Source organism: Diplocloster modestus, from assembly GCF_019042245.1.
Taxonomy (GTDB): domain Bacteria; phylum Bacillota; class Clostridia; order Lachnospirales; family Lachnospiraceae; genus Diplocloster; species Diplocloster modestus.
Window position 1 is genome coordinate 67,561 of the sequence record NZ_JAHQCX010000008.1, and the last position, 25,963, is coordinate 93,523.

Below are 25,963 nucleotides of genomic sequence, written 5' to 3' on the forward strand. Positions count from 1 at the left end.
TAAATCTTTTCGAAGAATTGATTACTGATACTTCTCGCTGCAGCTATAGCATGGATGCCCGGAGTTCCTCGCCGCTCTTCGCGCTCAGATACGCGGGCGGTATATCAAACACGGTTTTACAGCCCGTCTCCCCCTGCGAGGCTAGCCGGTATGCTGCCCTGGCATATGCCACGATCACGCAGGACGTGAATTCCGGATTCGAATCCAGCTTCAGACTATATTCGATCAGATGGCTGTGCTCTTCCTCCCATCCCGTTTTCCCGCTGCGCAGCACGAACCCCCCGTGGGGAATCCCGCTGTGATTCGCGCGAAGTTCTTCCTCGCTGATGAAATAAACTGTCGTATCGTAATCTGCGAAATAGTTGGGCATCGTTATAATTTCATTTTCAACCGCTGTAGCGTCCGCACCCGGTTCCAGTACCACAAAACATTCCCTGGTATGCTTTTCACGGGTCGATAGCTGAGGATTCTCCCCTTTCCTCACAGATTCCAGCGCTGCTTCTACAGGTATCGTATACTGCTTGGCATCCTTCACTCCCGGAATCCTCCTGAGCGCGTCCGAATGTCCCTGGCTCACACCTTTCCCCCAAAAAGTATAATCATTTCCCTGCGGCAGAATCGCATTCGCATACATCCTGTTCAGAGAGAACAATCCGGGATCCCAGCCCACGGATATGATCCCCACTTTATTACCGGCCTTCGCCGCCGCGTTCACATTGGCAAAATGCTCCGGAATCCGCGCATGGGTATCAAAACTATCCACCACGTGAAACGCCCCGGCATATTCCGGGGTCTGCACCGGCAGATCTGTAGCGCTTCCTCCGCACAAAATCATAACATCAATCCGGTCTTTCCAATCCATTGCCTCCGCCACGCTGCACACAGCCGCTTTCTCAGTCAGGATCGACACTCCGGCCGGATCCCTCCTGGTAAATACTGCCACCAGTTCCATATCCGGATTCTGTTTAATGGCGCATTCTACACCGCGTCCCAGATTACCGTAACCCAATATACCAATTCTAATACTCATTTTTGTTCAACCTTCCTCCTGTGTATTAAAAATTTCTTAACAATGTTATCTTATTAGACGATTATCTTTATTACACGATTATCTCTATTACACGGTTATCTCTATTTGATTGCCTTCAATACCTATGATGCAGCTTTCATAGTAACCGTCGCCCGTTGTCCTCGGCCCGCTTATGACCTCATAGCCATCTGCTTTCAACTGTTGAGTCAGTTCGTCCACTTTTTCTTTACTTCCCACAGAAAAGGCAATGTGAATATACCCCGTTCTCTGTGTTCCCTTGATTTCATCAGACATACCTGGCTTATTCATTATTTCAATCCTTGCTCCGTCCCCGAAGGAAAGAAAATAAGATCTAAAATCAGTTGTCGTATTATGATAGCCTGCATTTGCAACAGCGTTCAAATACTTTATAAAGAATTCTTTCGCAGCTTCCAGATGGTTTACGTACATAGCAATATGCTCTATTTTCATTTTTCCTCCATGGGTGCTCTTTCACGCACATATAGGCAGACGCAAACATTTTATGATCAGCCTCCGCTCTCCTTTCCCTGATAAATCCTGGCGAACTCCCTGATCTGGCGTTCCAGCGCCTGCAAAGCCTCCGCTTCCCTATGCGGCTCCTGGTCATATTTATTCAACAGGAAAAAAAATGGGGCATAAAAATTGACTGCCATAGCCTCCGGATCATTTCCAGTGAAGATCCCCCGATGAATCATTTCGCCGAACAATGCGGTCTGGTATGTTACGGCCGCATTCATGAATATACTGCGGTACACTTCATAAATATCCCGGTCCCGGTACTGCTCGATCGCCAGCATCCGGCGAAAGCGGGATGCGAACTCATCCTTGAGATAAAATAGAAAAATCTGTTTGCTCAAGTCCAGCAGTTTATCGATCCCGACTGTGCCGTAGAGGCCGGCCGCCTCCAACAGGTTCCCCTCGTCAGGCAGTCCGAACGCCCGGGACATCTCCTCCATCCGCACGGACATCTCCTGGACGATGGTGTCGAAGATCTCTTTCTTGCTGCTGAAATGCTTGTACAGGGAACTGTCCTTGATCCCCACTTTATCCGCAATAATTTTCACACTGGTGCCCTGGTATCCCTGTATGGAAAATAGGGTCAGAGCTTCTTCCACAATCCGTTCTCTCGTCGTCATTGCCCGATTCCTCCAAACATTTTTTTACCGACTCCTCCTGCTCAAACAGGACGCATCCGCCCGTATGTGTTTTCTTTAAAATGCCCTCATCCTTTAATTTAAGAAAGAGCGGGGATCGCAGCGCCTCCCGCAATCCGGTATGTAGCAGGCTGGTATCCGAATATGGGGAAAACGGACAGGGTTCCGCCTGGCCGGCCGCGTTAATATGGAAGAAACCTCTGCCGGCCGCCAGGCAGCCGCCGGCCTCCTTTTCGTCTCCGGGAAAGGATAGGAGCAGCATCTGCTCCCCATCCCTGCGTAATTGTTCCAAAGTCCGGGCCAATGTGTCGCGTTCCTTTGCGTCCAGGCATAAATGCCGGGACCTTTTGTCGGCCGGTACATACTCAACAAAAACAATTCCTCCGCAGCCGCTGGTTTTCATGTTGTGTACGAATTCCGCGGAGGCCACTTCCCGTAGATTTTCCGACGTGACCGTAACAGAGGCGCCAAAGAGCCGCCTCTCCTGCTTTAGCAGTTCCATCGCTTTCAGGAGCTGACCATATACTCCTTCCCCTCTTCGCCGGTCCGTCTCTTCCCGGTCTCCTTCCATGCTGATAATCGGGATCAGGTTCCGATTACGCAAAAAAATCTCCGCTTTGCCGCTGTCAAACATGGTTCCGTTGGTAAATACCGGAAACAGAATCTTTTTATGACGGCCTGCTTCCTCCAGTACATCCCCCCTGGCCATCGGCTCTCCGCCGGCCAGCAGCACAAAACTGACTCCCAGCTTCTCTGCCTGAGTAAATATATCTCCCCACTGGCTTCCCGTCAGTTCATCTGCAAATCCCGCCGCGTCCGCCATATCTGCACACGCGTTGTTCGCCCTCGCGTAGCACCCTTTGCAGCTCAGATTGCACCGCCGGGTGATACTGGCGATCAGAAACGGAGGTATATGCTCCCCCTTCTGCTCCGCTGCCGCCCTTAATTTCCTTGCTCTTTTCTCATCCGAGGCATAATGCATCAGGAAACTTCTCTCTCCGGATTTTCCGGCAGACGAAAGAATAATCCCCCGCACAATATTTTGGACGCCCCGACTCAAATATTCTTCTAACTGAAATTCCTGCATACGATCCACTCTCTTTCTGCCCGCTGTAATCCGTCAGACGCCGGCCCAGATTCCTTGATCTTCCCATTAGCTAGTATCCACTAGCCTCCATTGCCTTTTCAGTATAAGCTAGCATTCACTAGCCTGTCAAGAAAAATATTTAATCCGGTCATGCTTTCACGGCCCACCTCATTTTTGTAGAGCGTGCCCGGCTGTTCATGGAACACTCTTCTGCCGTCGGGCGTATTACCTCTCTGGAGAAATCCTGGTAAACTCCCGCCCGGCATAAACGTTGAAAGGACTTCTTCACCAGCCGGTCTTCCCCGGAATGGAAGGTCAGTATCGCAGCCCGCCCCCCGCTTTTCAGCGCATCCGGAAGCTTATCCAGAAATTCTTCCAAGACTTCAAATTCGCTGTTCACATCGATTCTAAGTGCCTGGAACGTACGCTGACAGGATTTCTTGACCCCCTCTTTTTTCTCGTTCTCCGGAAGGAACGAGAGCGCTTTCCCGATAATCTCCCTTAGCTGCGTCGTGGTAGCGATATCCTTTCCCTTTCTGATCTCTGAAAGAACAGCCCGGGAAATCTGCGCCGCATAAGGTTCATCCGCATTCTCCGCCAGCATTCCTTCCAGCTCTTCCCGCGTAATATCACGGAGCCGCTCTGACGCCGGAATCCCCTTCTCCGGATTCAGCCGCAGATCCAGCGGACCTTCGTGCTTATACGAGAATCCCCGCTCCGGATTATCGATCTGCATGGAGGATACCCCCAGGTCGGCCAGCGCGAAATCAAAGGGGCCTGTCTTAGCCGTCAGCTGATCGATCTTAGCGAAATTCATCTGCCGGATCGTCAGAATCTCCGACCCATATCCACATTTCCCCAGCCGCTCCCTGGTTTTTACAAGCTCAATCGGATCCACATCCAGAGCATATAGATGCCCCTCTCCCTTCAAGCATTCCAGCATTTTCTGCGTATGTCCCCCATAACCCAGGGTAGCATCCAGCCCGGTCTGTCCCGGTTGAATCTGCAGAAAGTCCAGGATTTCCCTGACACAGATCGAGATATGCATACCGGCAGGCGTGCTTCCCTTCCGTATAACCTTCTCCACAGTTTCCGCATATTTCTGCGGTTCCAGCTCCTTATATTTCTCCTCGAATCTTTTGGGATGCGTCCCTTTGTAGCGGACCCGCCTCTGATGCTTCTGCTCCCGCTCAACCGAATAAACCAGATGCGGCATGTCGCAGTGATAATAATGCTTCACAAGGTTCCCCTTAAGTGACATGCCGTTTCTCTTGGCTACCTGGATCGAAGCCTGATTCGTATCCCGTATAATGGAAAATACCTCATCCATATCCAGGGGCCCAAACGCATATTCCCTGCAGGCAGCCGCGGCTTCCACCGCATACCCTTTATGCCAGCAGGCCTTTTGGAACAGGTATCCAATCTCCGGTACCCTTCTGTCATTCCAGTCCTGCATCGTAATCCCGCACTGTCCGATCATTTCCCCGGTCTCTTTGAGAATAACCGCCCACAAGCCGAACCCATACTCTTCGTACCGGCCAAGCTGTCTGTCCAGCCACTCCTGCACTTCCTCGTCAGAAAATGCATGCTCGTAGGCATACATCACTTCCGGGTCCTGCAGTATTTTGCACAGGGAAGAGATATCTTCCTGCGTCATTCTACGCAAGTATAATCTCTCAGTCTCCAGAATTATATTTTTGTTCCTTCTTTCAACTCCGTCTCTTTGTTCCATTTTTATTACTCCTCATTTTGTTCCATCCAATGGTCCTATGTATGCAGTATTTCATTTGACTATTCTTCTATCACCGGCTCCAGGGCTATTACCGATATGATATCCCCGTCACTTTTTCAAATAATACTTGCAGAGATAGCGGCCTTTTCTGTCTATTCTGGCATGAAGCTCCAATTCTTCATCACTGTTCCCTCCGAAACCATACTCATCTTCCCAGTATCGCCCGTCCGGCTGGAACAGCCAGTTTATGCCGGCCTCGCCGTTCTCAAAATTGTAGATAATAAAAGTATACAGGACATAGGGGAAGATCGCCCAGCATTCGGCAATTTCGAATACTTCCTGCTCATTTTCCACACCGGGGAAATTACAGATACCCCCTTGTTCATCTACGATCTGGTATCTCTCCTGAGTCGTCGAATCATACAGAATCACGTTGACCACTTTCGTCCCGCCCATCCCATTGCTGATGAGATCATTAGTCATAGTCATCCCTTCGCCCAAATCCCTTTGTTCAGAGCGGATAATGTAGCTTTGCCGGCTGTCGGTGCCTGCTGCCTGGCTATTCGAATCTGTCCCCTTCTGCTGTTTTGCCATCAAACTTTTCCTTATCTTGTTCAGAAGCATTCCCATCCCCCCCATGAAATTAATCGCTAATTAATGTGTAAATCCGTACACTTTTGGCTCTGTTTTCTTTCCATGAACCAGAACAGCAGCATTGTCCAATTCCTGTATTCCTTCCAGCAGGTCATTCATAAGCAGTCCTGCCATATCATAATTTAGGTCGGCCCGGCAGACGATGCGCTGTATAATAATGTTTTCTAACCGGGCAGGCAGGGGATAGGTCGGAATCTGCCAGCCTCTCATAAGCAGCCGGTCTGATAAGTCATACAATGTCCATTCCAGTTTTACATTTTCTTTCAGAGCGTAACATACTACCGGCAGGTCGCTTCCGTCATTGTAAATGCGGAACCGGCCTGTCTTTTCCAGCCTGTCTGCCAGGTAATGTGCCACATCCTGGGTTTTCTGCTGGATGCGGCGGTAACCTTCTCTCCCCAGTCGGATAAAATTATAATACTGGCCGATAATCTGGCTGGCAGATCTGGAAAAATTAATAGCAATGGTCGGCATTTTACCTCCCAGATAATCTACTTCGAAAATCAATTCCTGAGGCAGATATTCTCGGTGTTTCCAGAGGGCCCAGCCGATTCCGGGATATACGAGGCCATATTTGTGACCGGAACAATTGATGGAGATCACATTTTTCAATCGGAAATCCCAGCGCAATTCCGGTTTGACAAATGGGACGAACAGCCCGCCGGAAGCGGCATCCACATGGATATACACTTTATGCTCCGTGGTCTCGTTATATTGACTGAGAACCTGGTCAATGGCTTCCAGGTCATCAAACTTTCCGGTATATGTAATACCCAGAATTCCCACCACCCCGATCGTATATTCATCTATATAGGTAAGTAACGAATCCGGGCACATACTCATACAGTCCGCATCCATAGGGACCTGGCGGAGTTCGATATCCCAATAGACACAGAATTTCTCCCAGCATACCTGATAGCCGGACGAGATTACAAGATTTGGCTTTTTTGTTAAATCCAGTCCTAATTGTTCGGCCCGTTTCCGCCAGCGAAACTTCATGGCCATTCCGGCCAGCATACATGCCTCTGAAGAACCTACGGTAGAGGTGCCTATCGTGTCCTGTTCCCCAGGCGCGTTCCACAGATTAGAAATAATTTGAATACAACGCTGCTCGATTTCAGCTGTCTGAGGATACTCCGTCTTATCAATAGCATTTTTTTCCAGTGTTTCGGACATCAGTTTTACCGCTTCTTCCTCCATGAAGGTCTGGCAGAAAGTCGCCAGGTTTAATCTGGCATTTCCCTCATTCATTAATTCATCCTTGATCAGCTGATATGCAAGCCTGGGTTCCAGGGGCTGCTCTCCTATCTTATTTTTAGGGATCGGTGAGTCGGCGGCCAGCGTTCCAAACAATGGCGTATCGTAAGAATCTTTTACTTTTCCGTTTTTATTATCGTACAGCATACTCATTACTCCTTTTCTTTGGCAGGCGGGCATTTATTCGGTTACATACTGCTTTTCTGAATGGAAACTCCAATTATTTATGATACGGTTCCCCATAAATAATCCGGTAACTCCGATAGATCTGTTCCAGCAAAATCACCCGCATCAGCTGGTGCGGGAATGTCATTCTGGAAAAGCTCAAAAGCTTATCCGCTCTCTTCAAAACCCTCTCTGAAAGTCCTAAAGATCCTCCTATGATAAAAGTCAGCTGACTGATTCCAGCAATCCCATATTGTTCCATCTGGCCGGCCAGCTCTTCAGAGGAAAGCATCTTCCCTTCGATGGCCAGAGCGGTCACATAACTTCCGTCCCGGACTGCTTTGAGGATTCTTTCGCCTTCTTTTTCCCTGATCTGATCCTCCAAAGCGCGGGACGCGCCATCCGGTGTCTTTTCATCCGCCACTTCAATGATCTCCAGCTTACAATACCGGCTCAGCCGTTTGCTGTACTCCTTTATTGCCTCCACAAGATATTTTTCTTTGATCTTTCCTACGGCGATCACGGTTATTTTCATATTTTCCCTCATATGTATCCGGGCTTGCAGCCCGGTGACACACTATCATGCTTTTCTGATTCTCTCGAATTATATCATATCCGGCTCTGTAATAATATACTTCGTACAGGAAATTTATTTGACAACTGTCAGTACCATGTAGATAAGCCCTGTACTGACCAGTTCGATCGGCAGCCCTCTCATCCGCTTACCGGTCCACGAATAGCTCAGCCGGTTTCTGACGGATAACACCAAGATTCCTACAAGCAGGATCCCCAGAATCCAGTTTACCAGCTGCCAATCCGAAAACAATTGGATTGGCACCGCCAACGCGGCTGCCGGAAGTATGGACAGCAGGCTGCCCCTTTCTTCTGATATCTCATTGGTAACCGCATTGGCAATACCCAGCACAGCTCCGGCCGTGAGGAACCCGATGATCGGTGACTGAAATGCCTTTGTCAGATATCCGCCCTCCATAAATGCCCGGCCGAAAATCTCTCCATAAGCAAGGAATTCTCTGAGGAGCCCCGCCGCCATCCATATCGCATATACCATAGCCATCGGGTAGAGTACCGCATCGATATCGGTATGCATCTTTCCCCAAAGGAAACTGCAGGCCATCAAAAGCCCCAGAATTAACCAGATTAGCATCCTGTCCCGGCCAAATGCCAGCCCGCTGACGTAGTTATAAGCGATCCTGCCTGCAGCATAAGAAAGTGCTGTTTCCCCGATCAGCAGGGAGGGAATCCTGGACCATTCCGGTACGCCTGCCTTACACATAAGATCATGAAGCAAATAAGCGGCCACGGTCAATACGATCGTCAGAATTCCTGCCACCAATGCTTCCTTCAGGGTTCCGGAGCAGAAAATTATTACAAAGGCAGCCGGAACCATCGGATATCTCTCAGTCATATATATCCCTCCTATATTAAGGTCCCTGCTTCTAAGATAAGGTCCCCAGATAATTTTTGATAAATGTATAGCCTTTATCGATTCCTTCTATCACTGCCCGTGAAGAGATGGTAGCCCCCGATACTCCGTCCACAGTGGTTCCCGTACCGTTATCCGATGTGCCGGCAGTATCCGCTGTGCCGGCAGTATCTGCCGGCTGAGTACCTTCAGTCTGCATTCCGGCTGCCTGCACGAGACACTGCTTCACCAGGGTGACAAAATCTGTGATTGAGATACTGACCCCTGCGACCGCGTCGGTCTTTCCCTGATCATCCGGACTTAAAAAATCTGTAGACTGATTTTCAATCACGGCCGCGGCCAGGGCCTCCGCCTGCTCTTTCCATGTGGGACCGCTCTCTGTCATCACATATTCTCCATTATCACTCAACACCCTTTTTGATTTTCCCTCGGCGTCCAGCGCATCCCATATGACTTCTGTAATCTTCCCATCTGTTATCGTTAGTTTCATCGTATTCCGATATCCGTTATAATCCGGCTGGTCTGCTTCCACCGTATAGGTACCGTCTTCAAACGCCGTGCCTTCCGCCGGCAGTTCCGGCTCTGCGGCCGCATTTTTCAGTGTAACAGGGAGCGGTACGTTTTTAAATTGTTCCAAAAAGGCGGGTTCCTTAATCAAAGCGCCCAGCCCTTCCGTCTCATTGTGCTCCAGGACCTCCATCCGGGTTATGGTATCCCCATTTTTATCAAATATCAGTTCCAGCAGAAGATCTCCTCCGTAACCCTTTGTCTTTGTCACCACTTTATAACCGCCTGCGTTTCCCTGTTCATCCAGGATCCGGTAAGCTGATTGAATAGCCGGATCAATATTTCCAAAGCTGTTGATATCGATCTCCTTTTGCTCTCCTGCCACCGACTGCTCTGTCTCCCCAGCGGTTCCCCTGCCAAAATAATTCGCACCCAGGATAACTCCAAAGGCTATGATCGTTACGATAACCAGTGTAATAATTCCTTTCCATCCGTTATCTTTCATAATTTCCTCCTTCTATGTCCATACATGATTTACATAGCTGTTTTTTGATCTTTGTCGTACTTTGTGCCGTATACATGCTTCTGTTCAAATCTGGATAGCAGGCCGACCATACAGTTGGCAGCCAGAATACCAAAACAGACACCTTCCGGATAGTTACTGTAGATACGTACCAGCGCGGTTATGACCCCTGCCGCAATGCTGTAGATCAACCTTCCTCTGGCTGATATGAAAGAATAATCCGTCAGCATATAACAGGCTCCCAGGATCAGGCTTCCTCCCAAAAGATTGGTCACCGGATCACCGCTGAACAGACGTCCTCCTCCCAATACAAACGTAACGGCCAGCACGGTTAGGATATAGGCCAGAGACGCCTTTACATTGATCAGGCCGCGGTAGCACAAATACCCCGCACCTACCAGCAACAGCAGCTTACTGGTCTCTCCCAGCGCCCCTGGAACGGATCCCAGGAACATATCCAGCCAGGAATATTGCCCCTGCTCACCCGCTTTCATGGCAGCCAGCACTGTCGCGGAAGATACCGCGTCATTTCCCGCAGCCGGTACATACTGAATAATTTTTCCGGGCCATACCACCATCAAAAGCAGACGTCCGGCCAGCGCCGGATTCATGAAATTACTTCCAATCCCGCCGAATAATTGCTTCACAACAATAATCGCGAATATGCCCGAAATAATAATGAGGATCACCGGTGTCGTTACCGGTACCTGAAACGCAATCAAAATCCCTGTAACTACAGCGCTGAAATCAAATGCCGTGATCTGCTTTCCGGTCAGCCATTCCCATACGAACTCCGAAAGTACGCAGGTGATGACAGACGTCACGACCAGCAGCAGGCTTCGCAGCCCAAAAAAGTAGATCGATCCCGCAAATGCCGGCATCAGCGCCAGCGCCACATCCCCCATAATCCGTCTGGTAGAATTTTCACCTCGTAAAAAAGGCCCTTTTCTTCCATGTTCTTCTGTCATTGGATCACTCCTCTCTTGCGGAACGTCTGCTTCACCGCATTCCTGGCCGCGATATTCCGAAACGCCAGTTCGATCCTGGCCGGGCAGACATACGAGCAGGCGCCGCAGCCAATGCATTCTGTAGCATAGAGTTTCCTGCAGACATCCAGTTTCCCGTTCCGGTATGCAAAATCAATCTTAAACGGATTCAGTCCCGCCGGGCAAACCCGTCCGCAGGCACCGCAGCGGATACAGGGGGTCTCTGTGGTGATCTGCTCCGGCAGGATCAGGATACCCGATGTGGTCTTCGCAACCGCGCCTTCCGCGCGTTCTGCCCGCACATTCGTTCCGATACAGTAACCGGTCATGGGACCTCCCACGATCATCAGGTTCTGGCCGGCGGATACATCACCAGCCTTGCGGAGCAGTTCCTGAAACCTGGTTCCCACTGGTACCAGAAAATTCCCGGGCCGTTCCACACAGCCGCTGACCGTTACATAGCGGCTGATCAGCGGCTGGCCGCCGAACACCATATCGGCCGCGGCATTCGCAGTCGCCACATTCGATACGATAACTCCCACATTCGCCGGCAGGCCGCCGGCAGGTACTTCCACATCAAGTACCGACTGTATCAGCTGCCGTTCTCCCCCCTGGGGATATATGGTGGGCAGTTCCCGCAGACGGATGGGTACTTCCTTTTTCTTCAGGATCGTCCGGAAATTTTCGATTACGTCCTTTTTATTATCTTCAATACAAAGAACCGCCTCGGCTGCTCCTGCCGCTTTTATCAACAGCTGGATTCCGTTCAGTATCCCCATAGGCTGCTCCCGCATCAGTATGTGATCACAGGTAAGATACGGCTCGCACTCCGCTGCGTTGATCAATATGGTCTGGATACTTTTATCTGTCTGATATTTTCGAAATGCCGGAAAGCCCGCGCCTCCCATACCGATAATTCCGCCTTTTTCCATGGAGTGCAGGATATCCTCCCTGGTCATCCCATCAATTTCCATCCATTCAGACTGATAGCTGCGCACTTCCGGCGCTGACCAAGCCCCCTCAGATCGTATGACACAGATCTCCCCCTGGCTTCCTATCCTTTTGATCTTTGTCACATGGCCGGTAACGCTTGCATGAACCGCCGCTGCGGCAAATGTCTCCGGAATTCCGATCAGCTGGCCGCGTTGAACGAAATCTCCTTCCTTCACCAGCAGCCGGCAGACATTCCCGGGAGTTTGTTCCATTGAAATCTCGACTATGTCGGGATTTACTTCTGTCACCGCAGCCTGAACAGTCAATTCCTTATCTGAACCATCTGCCGGATGGATCCCACCCAGGAATCCGGACGAATTTTTTTTCATGTCTGCTCCCTCTTTCCTTTTATCCCATTCTTTCTTTTCCCGCAGTAGAAAAACATCCTGCTGATCTTCCATGCCTTGACAGTTTCCACAATCTTATTTAATATGAAAAGAAACGCTTTAAGCAGATATTTTACTGCTTCCTAAAAGCATCTCAGATGGTACTACGCACACATGGAGGAAAAAATGACACGTCATTTTCATAGATATATACTATTTTGGCTCATATTGGCAATTTTTATCCCTTCCTTATCCGGATGTGATATAAAAAATGCAGGACAGCCTCTCAGCGCTTCTGCAATCAAGTTAAATACCTTTGTCACCGTCAAGATTTATGACAATAAAAAACAATCCATACTGGATCACTGCATGGAAATGATCGATCAGTATGAACTGTTATTTTCCCGGACGAATCCGGATAGCGAACTGTATCAGTTAAACGAACATCAAACAGAGGCGGATCTTCTCTCCCCCTCCCTTCAGGAGCTGATTCAAATAGGTCTGGACTACAGTTCCACTTCCTCCGGCGCCTTTGACATAGCCATCGAACCGATCTCCTCCCTTTGGGATTTCACTGCCGAACATCCGGTTCCCCCAGATCCTGCCGCCATACAGGCTGCGCTTCCTTATGTAAAAGCCTCCGGTATCCACCTGCAGGACGGCCGCATCACCTTTGACGATCCTCATATGGGCATCGATCTGGGAGGCATCGCCAAGGGTTATATCGCCGACCGCCTCAAAGACTATCTGATATCGGAAGGTGTGAACAGCGCCATGATCAATCTGGGCGGCAATGTCTTATGTGTGGGTACGAAGCCTGATGGTTCCCCCTTTGAGATCGGCATTCAAAAACCGTTTTCCGAGCGCAACGAAGTCATTACCACAATCCCCGTCACCGATCAGTCCGTAGTCTCCTCCGGAGTCTACGAACGTTATTTTGATTATGAGGGTGTCCGCTATCACCACCTTCTGGACCCCGCTACCGGTTATCCCGTCAAAAACGATCTGCTGGAGGTCACCATTCTTTCCGACCAGTCCGTGGACGGTGACGCCTTAAGTACCACCTGTTTCGTACTGGGACTGCAAAAAGGAATGGAGCTCATAGAATCCCTTCCAGGCGTGGAAGCCATGTTCATCACCGACGACAATCAGCTTCATTATTCCAGCGGGTTTCCAAAGATGTGAGCTCAAATTGAAAAGCCCTGCCCGGAAACATTCCAGACAGAGCTCTTTTTGAGTAGTTATATCGTTAGCTTCTTACTTTTAAAATCTCTGATTCGTAGGCTTTTACTTCTTCCAGCCAATCCAGGCTTACGCCGGCATTCTGCTGCGCACAGTAGTAATCCCATACAAGAGAGAAGGGAGCGGCTTTGAACTCCTCTTTGAAGGCCAGTCTGGCGCTCACATCTCCGGTTGCTTCCAGTTCTTTCATCTTATCAACCGGCTGTAACAAGGCGGCCAGCATTGCTTTTCTGGTATTGCGAAGGCCGATGGCCCATGCACAGATTCTGTTGATGGATGCGTCAAAGAAATCGGTTGCAATATAGGTATCCTGGAGTCTGTTCAGGCGGACCAGCTCTTCCATGATCGCTCTGGTTTCGTCGTCAAAGCTGACTACGTGATCGGAATCCCACCGTACCGGACGGGATACGTGTAATAAAATATGATCCACAAACGCATACAGCGCGCCTAATTTTGCGGAAACCACTTCGGTTGGATGGAAATGACCGGTGTCCAGAGTCATGATGATGTTATCTTTTCGGGCATTTAACGCATATGCCATACTGAATTCATGAGATCCGACGGTATAGCTCTCAGCTCCGATACCGAATACTTTGGATTCGATACCATCCATAACGCCTACCACGTCTTTGGTAGCTTCGAAGATCTGATCATAGCTGTCTTTCATCCGCAGTCTCGGTCCAACCGTATCGATCGGGAATTCTTTGTCCCCGTCGGGAGTCCAGTGATTGATCACACAGGTCTTACCGGTTCTCTCATAGAAGTACTGTCCGATCCGGCGGCAGTTGATTCCATGCTGAATCCAGAATTTACGGATCTCTTCATCCGCGGAGGATAAGGTCGCTTTCTCACTTAACGGATGAGAGAAGTATGTAGGGTTGAAATCCAGGCCAACGCCTTTTTCTACAGCCCAGTCCGCCCATTTTTTGAAATGCTCGGGAGCAACTTCGTTTCTGTCTACAAAAGTATCGGCTTCCAGGTAGCTGGCATGCAGATTTACTTTTATCTCTCCTGGAATATATTTCATCGCAACTTCCAGGTCCGCCCGAAGTTCTTCCCCATTTCTGGCTTTTCCGGGATAGTTACCGGTCGTCTGGATTCCTCCGGTCAGAGCGGTGTCTTCCTTTTTCTCCAACCCTGCCACATCATCTCCCTGCCAGCAATGCATGGAAATCGGAGTCTCATTGGCAGCCTTTATTGCCTCGTCTACCTCTACACCAAACTGTGCATAATACGCTTTTGCGGCTTCATAGCCCTGCTTTACATCGTACATTGTTTTTTTCCACCTTCCCTATCTGATTCGTTTTCGTAAAAGTTCCTTGATGACATTTATTATACGGGATTTCCCCACAGATAACAAGGACGTTAATTCTCAATATTTACGTCCTTATTTTCCATCCAAATCCTCACTGTCACGGCGGTCGGAAAAGTTCATCCGGTATTGTCTGGGACTCATCCCAAATCTGTCCTTAAACATCCGGTGAAAATAGCTGGTATTATCGTAGCCCACCCGGAAAATAATATCTGTGATCGGAAGCGCCGTTTTCATCAGCAGATGCACGGTTTGATTCAACCGTTTTTCGTGCAGCAGTTCCTGGAACGTTCTGCCTGTGCTGCTCTTTACCAGTTTGCTCATATTGGAGACGGACTGTCCAAAACTGTCCGCCAGCTCGGTCAGCGTGGCCGTCTGATAATTTTCTTCAATATATTTCAGCGTCTGCATGGCGGTAGCGCTCTGCTGCTGATCCGGGTTGGACTGCTCGATCTTATCCGTATAGTTCACCAACAGCATAAATAACAGTCCCATGGTCGTCTGGTTTAACTGCCTGTGGTTGACCGGCTGATTGAGCAGAGACCAGATCAGGTTCTCCACCAGATTCTGGACCGGCAGTACATCCGCCACCTTATAATGCAGATAACCCGCGCTGTTATTATTTTTCCGCAGCGTGTCCACCACAAAATCGCTCAACACATTTTCCCTCTGAATCATGGGCAGCACTTCGTCGAAAAACTGGGGCAGGATAAAAAAGTTAATACAGATATCCTCTTTTCCGGCTTCCAGAATCTCATGGGAGGCGAACTGATTTAAAAACAACAGCTCCCCCTCCCCCAGCACCAGCCTGGTCTCCCGGTTGATGATATGAGTCGTCTTTCCCGAACACATATACATGATCTCTATATAATTATGTCTATGTTCCGGGAACGGTATGAACCTGGTATGGGTACGGATATCAATCAGGCGGCCCTTATCCATCATTTTGGCGCTGTCTACTGTAAATTCACTGGAGCTGGTATACAGTTCTCTCTGCACCTGCTTATCCCCCGTCAGGATCCTTCTCTCCTCTTCCGTAATCGCGGACAGTCTCTCCATCAGTTCCTGCTTCATCTTCTCCGGAATTCCTCCTTTTTGATGGCATACTTCTCTTACCCTGCTATTTTACCACAACTGCAGAGGGGATTACAGCTCTTATTCCTTTTGCGTATTGATACCTGGGTACTGATAGCTCCCGTTACCATTCACAGCCGCACCGGGAGGGGACTGGCACCTTTCGGCAGCAGTGCTGGGCTTTCCGGCAACTGTGTAGAGAAAGGGGCCTGTCCCCGGATGTCAACTGGAATACTATACTCCCATATACGCAGAAGCAAGCATTTTTTCCTCGTATAGACCGGCATCCGGGGACAGGCCCCTCCCAGTTGACCGTATTTGGATAAATCTAGGAGGGAAATATGAAGTTTTTGATTGTGAATCCACAGGCTTTTGTATATAATTTTAATGAGGTATAGAGAGTGAGATATTGAGAATATGACATTGAGAGTATGACATTGAGAGTATGACATTGAGAGTATGACATTGAGAGTGTGACATTGAGAGTGTGACATTGAGAGTGTGACATTGAGAGTATGACATTGAGAGGATAAGAGGAATGGATCGATTGGATTTTCATGTCAGGTACCAACCTGTGACTGCGCATCCGTATACTATGGATGACAGTTATATTCAGGTACCGGCCTCAACGCTGCTGCAGCCCTTTGTCAGGTGTTTTTGGGGATCGGTACGCAATTTTAATCCCCATGACTCCAGGGCTTATGACGGCGTGCTGCTTATACCGGATACCTGTTCTGACTTGATTATGATTCAAAACCGTGACAGCGGGCTCATCCGAATGCTGTTTGTTGGTTTGAATGATACCTATACCGTTGATGCATGGGATGTACAGGAGAAGAATATCTCTGTATTCGCCATACGTTTTCATTCCTGGACGATGAACCTGATCAGCCGGGTTCCGATGAAGGATACTTTAAACCAAGCTGTAGCCCCGGATGATTTTTTCCCTGGCGTCCGGGAATTGGGGGAAAGAATTTTTGAAATTAAGAATTTTAGGATTCGGATGCTGACCGCGGAAGAATATGTGAAGAGCCTTATCCATTCCGGACAAGTCTGCCTGCCTTTCTTTGACGGTATAGATTTTATACTGAAGCATAAGGGGGTGAGCACCCTAAAAGGACTGGCTGAGCATCTGTGCTACAGTGAGCGGCAGACACAGCGGATATTTATGAAATCACTGGGTATAACACCCGGATATTATATGGATTTGGTACGGTATCAGTCAGTCTGGCAGGAAATGCTGGCCGCCCGTAGTACCGGCAATAAAATCGACTATATAGATATGGTTGCCAAATATAGCTATGCAGACCAGTCCCATTTCATTGCTAATTTTAAAAAATATCATTCCATGACGCCCAGTGATGCCTTAAATAACCTCTAAACATGTCGTCTTTTTCCTATATAACCGATACCCTTTCGTGATATTGTAAAATATATCACAAATCAAACGAATGGAGGTTTTCACATGATTTTTAGCTGTCTGTTCGCAGTAGCGGATATCCATAAAGCAAAAGCTTTCTATGAGGATTTATTTCATTTAACTGTATCAGATGATTACGGGCGTATGATATCTTTCGACTGCGGTCTGGTACTGCAGCAGGATTTTGACTGGCTGACCGGCATACCCAAGGTAGAAATGAAGAAAAAAGAAAATAACTGCGAAATCTATTTTGAAACAAAAGACTTCGACACCTTCCTTCAAAAGCTTAAATCCCATCCAGAGATCGACCTGCTCCACCCCTCCCGGGAAATGCCCTGGGGCCAGCGTGTCATCCGCTTCTATGATCCGGACCAGCACCTCATCGAAGTAGGCGAAAGCATGAAATCCGTAGCAGAAAAATACATTACCGCTGGTATGACACTGGATGAAATAGCTATCCGCATGGATGTCAAAGTCCCAGACGTCCAGAAAATGCTAAGCGAAGCCGATTAACCGTCTCTGTGCATCTTTCACCAAAGCAGGAGCGGCTGTCGCAAAGGCGGACGCCGAGGCGGGTGACTGTCTGAAAACCAGGGCGCCGGCCGCCGGGTGTCCGCTCAGTCCAAGCGTGTCCCGGGAGGCTGGCAGAGAGAGCGGGGGCTATGGTCCTCCTCCTCACATAAGGCACCCGTGTAAAATCTTAATGAAATCGGGCCGGCAGGTTTGTGGCGAAAGACTGCGTTCCCTGCAGTCTTTCGGTGGCTGCTGAACCGCGAATGCATCGGCATTCGGGGTGAATCAGCCACGAACCGCAAACCTGCCGGCCCGATTTCATTTAGATTTCACCGGGTAACAGCCTTAAGTGAGGAGGAGGACCATAGCCCCCGCTCTCTCTGCCAGCCTCCCGGGACACGCTTGGACTGGGCGGACACCCGGAGGCCGGCGCCCTGGTTTTCAGACAGTCACCCGCCCCCAGCGTCCGCCTTTGCGACAGCCCGCTCCGGCCCTAAGTAAAATCCCCAATCAAAGTATAATCTTCCTGGGACACTTCTCCTTGCAGGCACCGCAGCCGGTACATTTTTCCGGATCGATGTGAGCTACATTATTCGTTATCGTGATGGCGTCTGCCTCGCAGACCTTTTCACACATGCGGCAGCCGATGCAGCCTACTTTACAGATCTTCATGACATCTTTGCCTTTGTCCATGGAATTACACTGAACCAATCGCTCCTGCTCATAGGGAACCAGCTCGATCAGGTTCTTCGGACATTCGCTGACGCATTTTCCACAAGCCTTACAGGCTTCTTTGTCCACCAGGGCGATCCCGTCCACGATATGGATGGCGTCGAACTGACAGGCTTTCACACAGGATCCGTAGCCGATACAGCCGTGGTTGCAGGACTTAGGCCCGCCGGCCGGTACGAATGCCATCATCTTACAGTCTTCGATTCCATGATAATTGTAATCCTGCTCCGTGCGTTCACAGGTTCCGGCACATTTGACGAAAGCCACCATCCGGGTCGCTTCCCCGACTTCCTGGCCCATAATGGCCGCCACCTGTTCCGCCACCGGGGCTCCGCCCACAGGACAGCCGCCCACCGCGGCTTCTCCTTTGACGATAGCAGCTGCCAGACCGGAACAGCCCGCATAGCCGCAGCCTCCACAGTTGTTACCAGGGAGTACGCCCAGGATAGCCTCCTCCCGCTCATCCACTTCTACTTTTAATTTTTCACCGGCTACGCCTAACATCAGGCCGATCAGCAGACCGGTTCCGCCGACTACGGCGGTCGCTATCAATATTCCAGTTAACATCTGTCTCCCCCTCCTATATCAAGCCGGCAAAGCCGCAGAAGGCGATTGCCATCAGGCCGGCCGTAATCAGCACTATGGGTGAACCCTTGAATGCAGGGGATATATCATTGTATTCAATTTTTTCCCGGATACCGGCCAGAATCACGATGGAAATCGTGAATCCCACTGCTGTCGCAAAACCGTTTACGACTCCTTCCAGGATGCCGTAGCTTTTCTGTACATTCGTCAGCGCAACGCCCAATACCGCACAGTTGGTGGTGATCAGCGGCAGGTACACGCCCAGCGCGTTGTACAGGGAGACCATTTTCTTCTTTAAGAACATCTCCACAAACTGTACCAGAGCCGCGATGACCAGGATGAAGACGATGGTCTGCAGGTAGGTCAGCTGTGCAGGAGTCAGGATATACTGATAGACCAGGCTGGTCACAAACGAGGAAATCGTGATGACGAAGATGACCGCTCCACCCATACCGGCGGCCGTCTCCACCTTTTTGGATACCCCAAGGAAGGGACACAGACCCAGGAATCGGCTCAATACAACGTTATTTACCAGCGCAGATCCGATGGCAATTAATATCAATTCTTTCATCTGTTATTTTCCCTCCTTTTCCTGTCCCGGGAACAGATGTCCCCCACAGGCGTTATTCATGCAGGAACTGCAGTCCCCGCCGAGACATCCCTGCGCGGGAGGCAGGGGTCTTCCCTTTTTCTCCGCACGGGCGCGAACCTTATTCATGATGGCAACCAATACCGCCAGCACGAAAAACGCGCCGGGGGCAAGCACAAAGATCGTAATGGGCTCATAGGAAGCCGGCATGATCTGTCTTCCAAGCAGCTGCCCGGAACCTAACAGCTCTCTCACCGCTCCGATGCAGCACAGACCTATGGTAAAACCCAGCCCCATACCGATTCCGTCGAAAATAGACGGAAATACCGGATTCTTCGAAGCATAGGACTCCGCGCGGCCCAGGATGATACAGTTCACCACGATCAAAGGAATATAGATTCCCAGCGAGTCATACAGGCTGGGCAGAAATCCTTCTACCAGAAACTCCGTTACCGTAACGAAGGATGCCACGATGACGATAAATGCGGGCACACGGGCCCGGTCCGGGATAATATTGCGCAGCAGGGAGATCAGCAGATTGGACATGACCAGCACTGCTGTCGTGGATAATCCCATCCCCACACCGTTGATCACCGACGTGGTTACCGCCAGCGTGGGACACATACCCAGCATCAGGACAAACGTCGGATTCTCTTTGATGATACCGTTATAGAGACGTTCAGTACATTTATTCATTTACACTGCCCCCTTCCAATGTCTGAAACCAGCAGAGCCCGGCATTGATCGCGTCCGTCATGGCTTTGGTCGTGATCGTCGCACCGCTGATCGCATCGATCTCATTATCCGCAGAGGCACCTGTCTTGGTATAGGCAAAGCTGTCAACTTTTTTGCCGGAAAACTGCTGTTTGAACGCATCCTCCTTCGCCTTCATCCCTAAGCCGGCCGTCTCGCTGATGGAGAGGATCTCATAGCCGTTCACGGTTCCGTCGTTTCGAATTCCCAGTGTAAAGGTGATGTCACCGCCGTATCCCTGGGTTGTAGTGATATTCATCGCATAGCCCAGAACATTGCCGCCGGCATCCAGAGCTTTCATCGTCTCATTAATCACGATACTGGCCTTTTCGGCATCCGCACTGTTGAACCCGCCGTCCACAAGCGCTTTTGCGCTTGCATCCTCTGTATCCGGCGCCTGCTCGAATTTCTCCGCGTCGGAAAATACGGTCTTGTATGCTTCCTGTTTTTTCAACTCTTTCTGCACTGCTATGGGGTCCTTGGTCACTTCATACACCAGCCCCAGCAGGACTCCGGCCACCAGTGTGATGACTGTCAATATAATCGTATCTTTTACGATTCTGTTCATGCGCGTTTTCCCCCTTTCCCAAATGCCTTCGGAAGGGTAATGCGCTCAATCAGAGGAACCAGCAGGTTGCTGATAATGATCGCATAGGATACCCCTTCTGCGCTGGGCCCGAACAGACGGAATAAGCCGGTCAGAACCCCCAGCAAAATTCCATAGACGATCTGCCCGGTCTTAGTGATCGGGGACGTGACGTAATCCGTGGCCATAAACCAGGCACCCAGCATCAGGCCGCCGCCGGCCAGCTGTGCGGTGATATAATTCATGTCAAAGCCGTGTCCCCCGAAAATGACCAGGAACACAACGAAAGTAACAAGATATGTACCGGGAACGCGAAGATCTATGATTCCCATCAGGATCAGGAAAATAGCGCCGATCATAATCGCAATCACGGAAGTCTCACCGATGGTTCCCGGTATACGTCCGATCACCATATCCAGCGTGTTCACAGAACCGCCGCTCTTTAATACGGCCAGAGGAGTCGGACCGGTAACCCCGTCATAGGCAAAGGATGTCATTCTGGCCGTAAAGGAGATCAGCAGGAAGCATCTGGCGCCTAACGCCGGGTTCATAAAATTCTGTCCCAGACCGCCAAACAGCTGCTTGACTACCAGGATGGCAAACACACTGCCGATAACTGCGATCCACCAGGGAAGCGTCGGCGGCAGGTTCAGGGCCAGCAAAAGACCGGTAACAACCGCGCTGAAATCCCCGATCGTAATCTTTTTGTGCATCAGCTTTTCATACAGGTATTCTGTCAGCACACAGGTAGCTACCGATACCAGTATCAGGCTTAACGCCGGTAATTTGAATTGAATCACACCGAACACCGTTGCCGGTAAAAGGGCAATGACCACCATGAGCATAATAAAACTGGTGGTGGCTTTATCTCTGATGTGCGGTGAGGAAGATACGCTTTTTAAATCACTCACAATTTCCACCTCTCTTATTTCTTTTTCCGATTCGCCAGAATCATTTTTCTCATGGATTTTATGGACTGCGTCAGGCACCGTTTCGCCGGGCAGACGAAACTGCAGCAGCCGCATTCACAGCATTCCATGCCGTCCCATTTCTGGAAGGCTGCCTCATCATAATGCTCTGCATAATCAGCCAGCCTGGACGGAATCAGATGTTCCGGGCATCCTTCCACACAGCGCCCGCAGTTAATACAACTGGACGGCTCGTACATGGCGATCTCATCTTTCGTCATACACAACAGTGCGGAGGATGTTTTCGTGGTGGGCACATTCAGATCATAGATACCAAATCCCATCATAGGGCCGCCGGATACAATTTTTGCCGGTTCCTGTTTGAACCCGCCTGCTTCTTCGATCAGTTCCGCATAGATGGTGCCGGTATGTACACAGAAATTCCGGGGATCCTTTATGGCATCTCCCGTCACTGTAACGATACGCTCCATCAGAGGTTTTCCCTCCAGAACCGCCTTATAAACCGCCACAATGGTATCCACGTTATTCACGATACAACCCGCATCAGCAGGCAGCATAGATGAATTAATCATGCGGTCTGTCGCAGCGTAGATCAGCATACGCTCCGCTCCCTGAGGATATTTGGTCTTCAGCGGTCTCACTTCTATCCTGGGTTCGTCCTTAGCCACCTGTTTCAGCAGCGTGATGCAGTCCGGTTTGTTATCTTCCACCGCCAGTATTCCTTTTGCGTTGTCAAACAACGACAGGATCACTTTCAGACCGCCTACCAGCTTCTCCGGTTCTTCCAGCATTCTCCGGTAATCGCTGGTCAGATAAGGTTCACATTCTGCACAGTTGGCAATGATATATTCGATCTTCTCCGGTTCCTTCGGTGAGAGCTTCACATGTGTCGGGAACCCGGCCCCGCCCATTCCGACGATACCGGCATTCTGGATCCTTTTTATGATCTCCTCTTTTGTTAATTCCGACACGTCATCAACAGGCTCATATGCAACTTCTTCGTACTTCCCGTCGTTTTCGATGATAATCGCGTCCATCAATGTACCCGTAACCGTAAGTCTGGGTTCGATTCCCTTCACTGTTCCGGATACGGATGAATGCACCGGAGCGGATACAAACCCGCCGGCTTCGGCAATCAGCTGCCCTCTCAGCACGGGATCGCCCTTCGCAACCACCGGCTTGGCCGGCGCCCCGATATGCTGAGACAGCGGAAATACCAGATCCCCCTTTGGCAGCACACTAACGATTGCCTTGTCTTTGGATAAATCCTTTCCGTCATAAGGATGGATTCCTCCCTTGAACGTCAATCGCGCCATAATTCTTTACCTACCTCTCTCATGATTTCCTGAAGCGGCACAAATTTTGCGCACCGCATATTCAGGTATCGGTGAACCTTTGGCTCACCTTTTTTTCTCCTGATTCTCTGAACAGATTAATAAGTTATATTCAGAGCCCTACTACTAATATACAGATTTTTACATAAAATTACTACCCTATTTCTTTGCAAAGTGTTATAATAAACTTGGATTGGGAACCATCTGACGTTAAAATTTTATCAATATTGAATTCCTATTCCTATCGAATAAAAAAGAATGCCCTGTTGGACATTCTTTTTAATTTACAACCTCTGTTCGAACCAGTGTTTAAACTTCTTCGGTATATTCCTCTGTATTCTCTACAGAAGCCGCTTCCAGCGCTTCCTCATCCGTCTGTTCCGCGATATAAGCATCCACATCCATCGAAACTGCTTCTTCTGTATGCTCTTCCAACGGAGCCTCCAGGACTTTCATGCTCAAGCTGATCTTGCGGTCATCCCCGTTGAAATCTACCACTTTCGCAGTGATCTCCTGGCCGGCCCGCAACACATCCGAAGGTTTCTCCACATGTTCCCTGGAAATCTGGGATACATGCAATAATGCATCCACACCCGGCTCCAGTTCCACAAACGCACCGAAATCGGTCATTCTGGCCACCTTACCGGTTACGATATTCCCAACCGCATATTTTTCCGCGGCTGTTAACCAGGGATTCTGATCCTCAAATTTTAAACTCAGGGCAATCTTATCGCCGTTAATATCCTTGATCAGTACTGTCAGCACTTCGCCAACCTTGAATACTTTCTTAGGGTTCTCCACTCTGCCCCAGGACATTTCAGAGATATGAAGCAGACCATCCGCACCGCCCAGATCAATAAATGCACCAAAATCGGTCACATTCTTGACGGTACCTTCCACCACATCGCCCACATGGATTCTGGCGAACAATTCCTTCTGAAGTTCCGCTTTCTTCGCAACCAGCAGCTGTTTGCGATCGCCAATGATTCTTCTGCGTCTCGGATTGAACTCGGTAATCACGAATTCGATCTCCTGATCCGCGTATTTCGTCAGGTCTTTTTCATAAGAATCGGACACCAGACTGGCCGGAATGAATACACGAGCTTCATCGATAACTACGCTCAATCCGCCGTCCAGGACCTGGCTGACCTTAGCGGTGAGAACTTCCTGATTATTGAAGGCTTCTTCCAGTTTCTTATTGCCTCTCTCGGCAGCGAGACGTTTATAGGTCAACAGAACTTGTCCTTCCCCGTCATTTACCTTCAGAACTTTCACTTCCATCGTATCCCCTACGGAAACAATCTGGGTCAGGTCCACATTCGACTCATTGGTATATTCATTTCTTGTGAGAATGCCGTCTGCTTTGTAACCTATGTTTAAGATGATTTCATCTTCTTTCACACCGATGACTGTGCCCTCGACTACCTCTCCTGTACGTATTGTTTTAAAAGATTCTTCCAACATTTGTTCAAAGCTCATTTCTGCCATTCCTTTTGAACCTCCTCAATTATTTTCTTTGGGGTGGAAGCCCCTGCAGTAATACCTACGCAGCCAACGGACAACAGCTTCTGCACATCTAAGTCATTCAGAGTCTGTATATAGTAAGTATCGTTACATTCCTTTTTACATATTTCATATAGCTTCTGTGTATTGGAGCTGTGCCTGCCTCCAATCACAACCATAGCATCGACTTCCCTGGCAATTTGCCTTGCTTCTGCCTGTCGCTCTTCTGTGGCATTGCAAATCGTATTTACAACAAGTATATCATAACCCTTTTTAGAGAGAATTTCAACTAAATCTTGAAATTTATTGTTGTTAAATGTCGTCTGGGAAACCACGCAAAGCTCCTCGTTCCCGGGAACCTGGAAGCTTTGGGCCTCCTCCAAAGACTCTATAACGGTAGTTTTACCACTGCTCCAGCCTTTGATTCCCTCCACTTCGGGATGCTTATCATTGCCAATAATTACAATATGTTTTCCCAGGGCACTCTCCCGTTCCACGATCCGATGGATCTTCAGGACGAACGGACAGGTCACATCGATCATTTTCAACCCCTGTTTCTCGATTACCTGGTAAATATGTTTGGATACTCCGTGAGAACGTATGATAACGGTACCTTTTTTCAGCTGTTTTAATTCTTCCTCCGTATGAATTACCGATACACCTTTCCGCTCCAGATCATCCACGACCTCCTCGTTATGAATGATCGGACCAAATGTATAGATCGGGCTTCCTCCCTTTTCCACTTCTTCATACACTCTGTCCACCGCGCGCTTTACTCCAAAACAGAATCCCGCGGATTTCGCAAGCTTTACTTTCATAACTTTGCTCTCTTCTCCTTATATAACTTCAGGATCTGATCTACCACTTCTTCAATATTCATAGAGGACGTATCTACCAGAACCGCGTCTTTAGCCTGCCGAAGCGGAGCGAAATCCCTGGTCATGTCTCTGTGATCCCGTTCTTCTATATCTTCGGTGATCTGTGCGAGATCGCATTCCATTCCCTTTTTCTGCAATTCCAGATATCTTCGATTTGCCCGGGTCTTAACACTGGCCGTCAGATAGATCTTCACGAATGCGTCCGGCAGCACATAGGTGCCGATGTCCCTGCCGTCCATCACCACATCCGCTCCGGCCGCCAAAGCTCTCTGCAGCTCCACCAGCTTCAGTCTCACCTTTGGATTTACCGATGAGGCGGAGGCCATATTTCCAACTTCCTCCGTGCGGATCAGCCCGTTTACATTCTCCCCGTTCAGGAGAACCTGCTGCTCACTGTCCTGATAGCGTATCGTGATATCCGCCTCCTGGCATACCTTTCCGATCTGATCGGAATCGCCCGGCCAAACCCCCTGTCTGATCAGGTGCAGCGCAATCGCCCGATACATGGCCCCGGTGTCCACATATACAAATGACAGCGATTTCGCAATCCGCCTCGCAATCGTACTCTTCCCCGCTCCCGCAGGTCCGTCAATTGCAATACTATAGCCCATAAACCTTCCTCCCTTGTTGCTTC

The 25,963-nt window shown here is 49.5% G+C and carries 26 protein-coding genes and 1 pseudogene; 3 read left to right on the plus strand and 24 right to left on the minus strand.

The window, feature by feature from the left end:
* Positions 1-43 precede the first annotated feature (43 nt).
* The 13 genes and pseudogenes from KTH90_RS12950 to rsxC (KTH90_RS13010) all read right to left on the minus strand — a co-directional run bounded on the left by KTH90_RS12950 (position 44) and on the right by rsxC (KTH90_RS13010) (position 11,882).
* Complete coding sequence (locus KTH90_RS12950) at positions 44-1,030, minus strand: diaminopimelate dehydrogenase (RefSeq protein WP_158354172.1); 987 nt, start codon at positions 1,028-1,030, stop codon at positions 44-46.
* A gap of 87 nt (positions 1,031-1,117) precedes the next feature.
* A complete protein-coding gene (locus KTH90_RS12955) occupies positions 1,118-1,501 on the minus strand; it encodes a VOC family protein (protein WP_158354171.1) in 384 nt (127 codons plus the stop codon).
* Positions 1,502-1,557: 56 nt separating this feature from the next.
* Positions 1,558-2,187: a TetR/AcrR family transcriptional regulator gene (locus KTH90_RS12960; RefSeq protein ID WP_158354170.1), complete on the minus strand. Its 630-nt coding sequence runs from the start codon at positions 2,185-2,187 to the stop codon at positions 1,558-1,560.
* On the minus strand, positions 2,096-3,292 hold the full coding sequence (locus tag KTH90_RS12965; protein ID WP_238726916.1) for a radical SAM protein: 1,197 nt from the start codon (positions 3,290-3,292) through the stop codon (positions 2,096-2,098). Before KTH90_RS12965 ends, KTH90_RS12960 begins: the two co-directional genes overlap by 92 nt.
* Before the next feature lie 148 nt (positions 3,293-3,440).
* Positions 3,441-4,508 carry a 16S rRNA (cytosine(1402)-N(4))-methyltransferase RsmH gene (rsmH, locus tag KTH90_RS12970; protein WP_238726936.1) on the minus strand — a complete coding sequence of 356 codons (1,068 nt, stop codon included), beginning with the start codon at positions 4,506-4,508 and terminating at the stop codon, positions 3,441-3,443.
* A gap of 21 nt (positions 4,509-4,529) precedes the next feature.
* A pseudogene (locus tag KTH90_RS25325) lies at positions 4,530-5,024 on the minus strand (GNAT family N-acetyltransferase); the annotation flags it as partial.
* 108 nt (positions 5,025-5,132) lie between these two features.
* The gene (locus KTH90_RS12980) at positions 5,133-5,618 is read right to left on the minus strand and encodes a hypothetical protein (RefSeq protein WP_158354168.1); all 486 of its coding nucleotides are present in this window, start codon (positions 5,616-5,618) and stop codon (positions 5,133-5,135) included.
* 60 nt (positions 5,619-5,678) lie between these two features.
* The gene (locus KTH90_RS12985) at positions 5,679-7,082 is read right to left on the minus strand and encodes a glutamate decarboxylase (protein ID WP_158354167.1); all 1,404 of its coding nucleotides are present in this window, start codon (positions 7,080-7,082) and stop codon (positions 5,679-5,681) included.
* A gap of 73 nt (positions 7,083-7,155) precedes the next feature.
* A complete protein-coding gene (gene rlmH / locus KTH90_RS12990; protein ID WP_158354166.1) occupies positions 7,156-7,635 on the minus strand; it encodes a 23S rRNA (pseudouridine(1915)-N(3))-methyltransferase RlmH in 480 nt (159 codons plus the stop codon).
* A 114-nt stretch (positions 7,636-7,749) separates the two neighbouring features.
* The gene (locus KTH90_RS12995) at positions 7,750-8,526 is read right to left on the minus strand and encodes a hypothetical protein (protein WP_158354165.1); all 777 of its coding nucleotides are present in this window, start codon (positions 8,524-8,526) and stop codon (positions 7,750-7,752) included.
* Between the two features lie 31 nt (positions 8,527-8,557).
* A complete protein-coding gene (locus KTH90_RS13000; RefSeq protein WP_158354164.1) occupies positions 8,558-9,556 on the minus strand; it encodes an FMN-binding protein in 999 nt (332 codons plus the stop codon).
* 29 nt (positions 9,557-9,585) lie between these two features.
* Positions 9,586-10,542, minus strand: a complete 957-nt coding sequence (locus KTH90_RS13005; RefSeq protein ID WP_158354163.1) for an RnfABCDGE type electron transport complex subunit D — start codon at positions 10,540-10,542, stop codon at positions 9,586-9,588.
* Positions 10,539-11,882 (minus strand): electron transport complex subunit RsxC, encoded by a 1,344-nt coding sequence (gene rsxC / locus KTH90_RS13010; protein ID WP_158354162.1) that lies wholly within the window; start codon positions 11,880-11,882, stop codon positions 10,539-10,541. Before rsxC (KTH90_RS13010) ends, KTH90_RS13005 begins: the two co-directional genes overlap by 4 nt.
* Positions 11,883-12,065: 183 nt before the next feature.
* On the opposite strand from rsxC (KTH90_RS13010), the gene KTH90_RS13015 reads away from it, so the two are divergent.
* Positions 12,066-13,064, plus strand: coding sequence for an FAD:protein FMN transferase (locus KTH90_RS13015; RefSeq protein WP_238726917.1), 999 nt, complete (start codon positions 12,066-12,068; stop codon positions 13,062-13,064).
* 64 nt (positions 13,065-13,128) lie between these two features.
* Here the strand turns inward: KTH90_RS13015 and KTH90_RS13020 are convergent, their stop codons facing one another.
* Both KTH90_RS13020 and KTH90_RS13025 read right to left on the minus strand, forming a co-directional pair.
* Complete coding sequence (locus tag KTH90_RS13020; protein WP_158354160.1) at positions 13,129-14,394, minus strand: L-rhamnose isomerase; 1,266 nt, start codon at positions 14,392-14,394, stop codon at positions 13,129-13,131.
* Between the two features lie 114 nt (positions 14,395-14,508).
* Positions 14,509-15,507 carry an AraC family transcriptional regulator gene (locus KTH90_RS13025; protein WP_158354159.1) on the minus strand — a complete coding sequence of 333 codons (999 nt, stop codon included), beginning with the start codon at positions 15,505-15,507 and terminating at the stop codon, positions 14,509-14,511.
* Between the two features lie 538 nt (positions 15,508-16,045).
* Between KTH90_RS13025 and KTH90_RS13030 the strand changes: the two genes are divergently transcribed.
* Both KTH90_RS13030 and KTH90_RS13035 read left to right on the plus strand, forming a co-directional pair.
* On the plus strand, positions 16,046-16,888 hold the full coding sequence (locus tag KTH90_RS13030) for a helix-turn-helix transcriptional regulator (protein ID WP_158354158.1): 843 nt from the start codon (positions 16,046-16,048) through the stop codon (positions 16,886-16,888).
* Positions 16,889-16,972: 84 nt separating this feature from the next.
* Positions 16,973-17,440, plus strand: a complete 468-nt coding sequence (locus KTH90_RS13035; protein WP_158354157.1) for a VOC family protein — start codon at positions 16,973-16,975, stop codon at positions 17,438-17,440.
* Between the two features lie 510 nt (positions 17,441-17,950).
* Here KTH90_RS13035 and KTH90_RS13040 read toward each other — a convergent pair.
* The 9 genes from KTH90_RS13040 to cmk form a co-directional block, all read right to left on the minus strand.
* Positions 17,951-18,739 (minus strand): RnfABCDGE type electron transport complex subunit B, encoded by a 789-nt coding sequence (locus KTH90_RS13040; protein WP_158354156.1) that lies wholly within the window; start codon positions 18,737-18,739, stop codon positions 17,951-17,953.
* Between the two features lie 13 nt (positions 18,740-18,752).
* A complete protein-coding gene (rsxA, locus tag KTH90_RS13045) occupies positions 18,753-19,328 on the minus strand; it encodes an electron transport complex subunit RsxA (RefSeq protein WP_158354155.1) in 576 nt (191 codons plus the stop codon).
* A gap of 3 nt (positions 19,329-19,331) precedes the next feature.
* A complete protein-coding gene (locus KTH90_RS13050) occupies positions 19,332-20,042 on the minus strand; it encodes an RnfABCDGE type electron transport complex subunit E (RefSeq protein WP_158354154.1) in 711 nt (236 codons plus the stop codon).
* Entirely contained in the window at positions 20,035-20,667 is a 633-nt protein-coding gene (locus KTH90_RS13055) for an RnfABCDGE type electron transport complex subunit G (RefSeq protein WP_158354153.1), read from the minus strand. Before KTH90_RS13055 ends, KTH90_RS13050 begins: the two co-directional genes overlap by 8 nt.
* Positions 20,664-21,596, minus strand: a complete 933-nt coding sequence (locus KTH90_RS13060; protein WP_158354152.1) for an RnfABCDGE type electron transport complex subunit D — start codon at positions 21,594-21,596, stop codon at positions 20,664-20,666. The genes KTH90_RS13055 and KTH90_RS13060 overlap by 4 nt, the downstream gene beginning before the upstream one ends.
* Before the next feature lie 14 nt (positions 21,597-21,610).
* Complete coding sequence (gene rsxC, locus KTH90_RS13065; protein WP_158354151.1) at positions 21,611-22,930, minus strand: electron transport complex subunit RsxC; 1,320 nt, start codon at positions 22,928-22,930, stop codon at positions 21,611-21,613.
* A 327-nt stretch (positions 22,931-23,257) separates the two neighbouring features.
* Positions 23,258-24,436, minus strand: coding sequence for a 30S ribosomal protein S1 (gene rpsA / locus KTH90_RS13070; RefSeq protein ID WP_158354150.1), 1,179 nt, complete (start codon positions 24,434-24,436; stop codon positions 23,258-23,260).
* Entirely contained in the window at positions 24,424-25,269 is an 846-nt protein-coding gene (gene ispH, locus KTH90_RS13075; protein WP_158354149.1) for a 4-hydroxy-3-methylbut-2-enyl diphosphate reductase, read from the minus strand. The genes rpsA and ispH overlap by 13 nt, the downstream gene beginning before the upstream one ends.
* Complete coding sequence (gene cmk / locus KTH90_RS13080; RefSeq protein WP_158354148.1) at positions 25,266-25,940, minus strand: (d)CMP kinase; 675 nt, start codon at positions 25,938-25,940, stop codon at positions 25,266-25,268. Before cmk ends, ispH begins: the two co-directional genes overlap by 4 nt.
* Positions 25,941-25,963 lie beyond the last annotated feature (23 nt).

Coding starts and splice junctions, on each gene's coding strand:
- KTH90_RS12950 (WP_158354172.1), bottom strand. CDS start 1,030: ATGAGTATTAGAATTGGTATATTGGGTTACGGTAATCTGGGACGCGGT.
- KTH90_RS12955 (WP_158354171.1), bottom strand. CDS start 1,501: ATGAAAATAGAGCATATTGCTATGTACGTAAACCATCTGGAAGCTGCG.
- KTH90_RS12960 (WP_158354170.1), bottom strand. CDS start 2,187: ATGACGACGAGAGAACGGATTGTGGAAGAAGCTCTGACCCTATTTTCC.
- KTH90_RS12965 (WP_238726916.1), bottom strand. CDS start 3,292: ATGCAGGAATTTCAGTTAGAAGAATATTTGAGTCGGGGCGTCCAAAAT.
- rsmH (WP_238726936.1), bottom strand. CDS start 4,508: ATGCCGCATCTGGTTTATTCGGTTGAGCGGGAGCAGAAGCATCAGAGG.
- KTH90_RS12980 (WP_158354168.1), bottom strand. CDS start 5,618: ATGGCAAAACAGCAGAAGGGGACAGATTCGAATAGCCAGGCAGCAGGC.
- KTH90_RS12985 (WP_158354167.1), bottom strand. CDS start 7,082: ATGCTGTACGATAATAAAAACGGAAAAGTAAAAGATTCTTACGATACG.
- rlmH (WP_158354166.1), bottom strand. CDS start 7,635: ATGAAAATAACCGTGATCGCCGTAGGAAAGATCAAAGAAAAATATCTT.
- KTH90_RS12995 (WP_158354165.1), bottom strand. CDS start 8,526: ATGACTGAGAGATATCCGATGGTTCCGGCTGCCTTTGTAATAATTTTC.
- KTH90_RS13000 (WP_158354164.1), bottom strand. CDS start 9,556: ATGAAAGATAACGGATGGAAAGGAATTATTACACTGGTTATCGTAACG.
- KTH90_RS13005 (WP_158354163.1), bottom strand. CDS start 10,542: ATGACAGAAGAACATGGAAGAAAAGGGCCTTTTTTACGAGGTGAAAAT.
- rsxC (WP_158354162.1), bottom strand. CDS start 11,882: ATGAAAAAAAATTCGTCCGGATTCCTGGGTGGGATCCATCCGGCAGAT.
- KTH90_RS13015 (WP_238726917.1), top strand. CDS start 12,066: ATGACACGTCATTTTCATAGATATATACTATTTTGGCTCATATTGGCA.
- KTH90_RS13020 (WP_158354160.1), bottom strand. CDS start 14,394: ATGTACGATGTAAAGCAGGGCTATGAAGCCGCAAAAGCGTATTATGCA.
- KTH90_RS13025 (WP_158354159.1), bottom strand. CDS start 15,507: ATGAAGCAGGAACTGATGGAGAGACTGTCCGCGATTACGGAAGAGGAG.
- KTH90_RS13030 (WP_158354158.1), top strand. CDS start 16,046: ATGGATCGATTGGATTTTCATGTCAGGTACCAACCTGTGACTGCGCAT.
- KTH90_RS13035 (WP_158354157.1), top strand. CDS start 16,973: ATGATTTTTAGCTGTCTGTTCGCAGTAGCGGATATCCATAAAGCAAAA.
- KTH90_RS13040 (WP_158354156.1), bottom strand. CDS start 18,739: ATGTTAACTGGAATATTGATAGCGACCGCCGTAGTCGGCGGAACCGGT.
- rsxA (WP_158354155.1), bottom strand. CDS start 19,328: ATGAAAGAATTGATATTAATTGCCATCGGATCTGCGCTGGTAAATAAC.
- KTH90_RS13050 (WP_158354154.1), bottom strand. CDS start 20,042: ATGAATAAATGTACTGAACGTCTCTATAACGGTATCATCAAAGAGAAT.
- KTH90_RS13055 (WP_158354153.1), bottom strand. CDS start 20,667: ATGAACAGAATCGTAAAAGATACGATTATATTGACAGTCATCACACTG.
- rsxC (WP_158354151.1), bottom strand. CDS start 22,930: ATGGCGCGATTGACGTTCAAGGGAGGAATCCATCCTTATGACGGAAAG.
- rpsA (WP_158354150.1), bottom strand. CDS start 24,436: ATGGCAGAAATGAGCTTTGAACAAATGTTGGAAGAATCTTTTAAAACA.
- ispH (WP_158354149.1), bottom strand. CDS start 25,269: ATGAAAGTAAAGCTTGCGAAATCCGCGGGATTCTGTTTTGGAGTAAAG.
- cmk (WP_158354148.1), bottom strand. CDS start 25,940: ATGGGCTATAGTATTGCAATTGACGGACCTGCGGGAGCGGGGAAGAGT.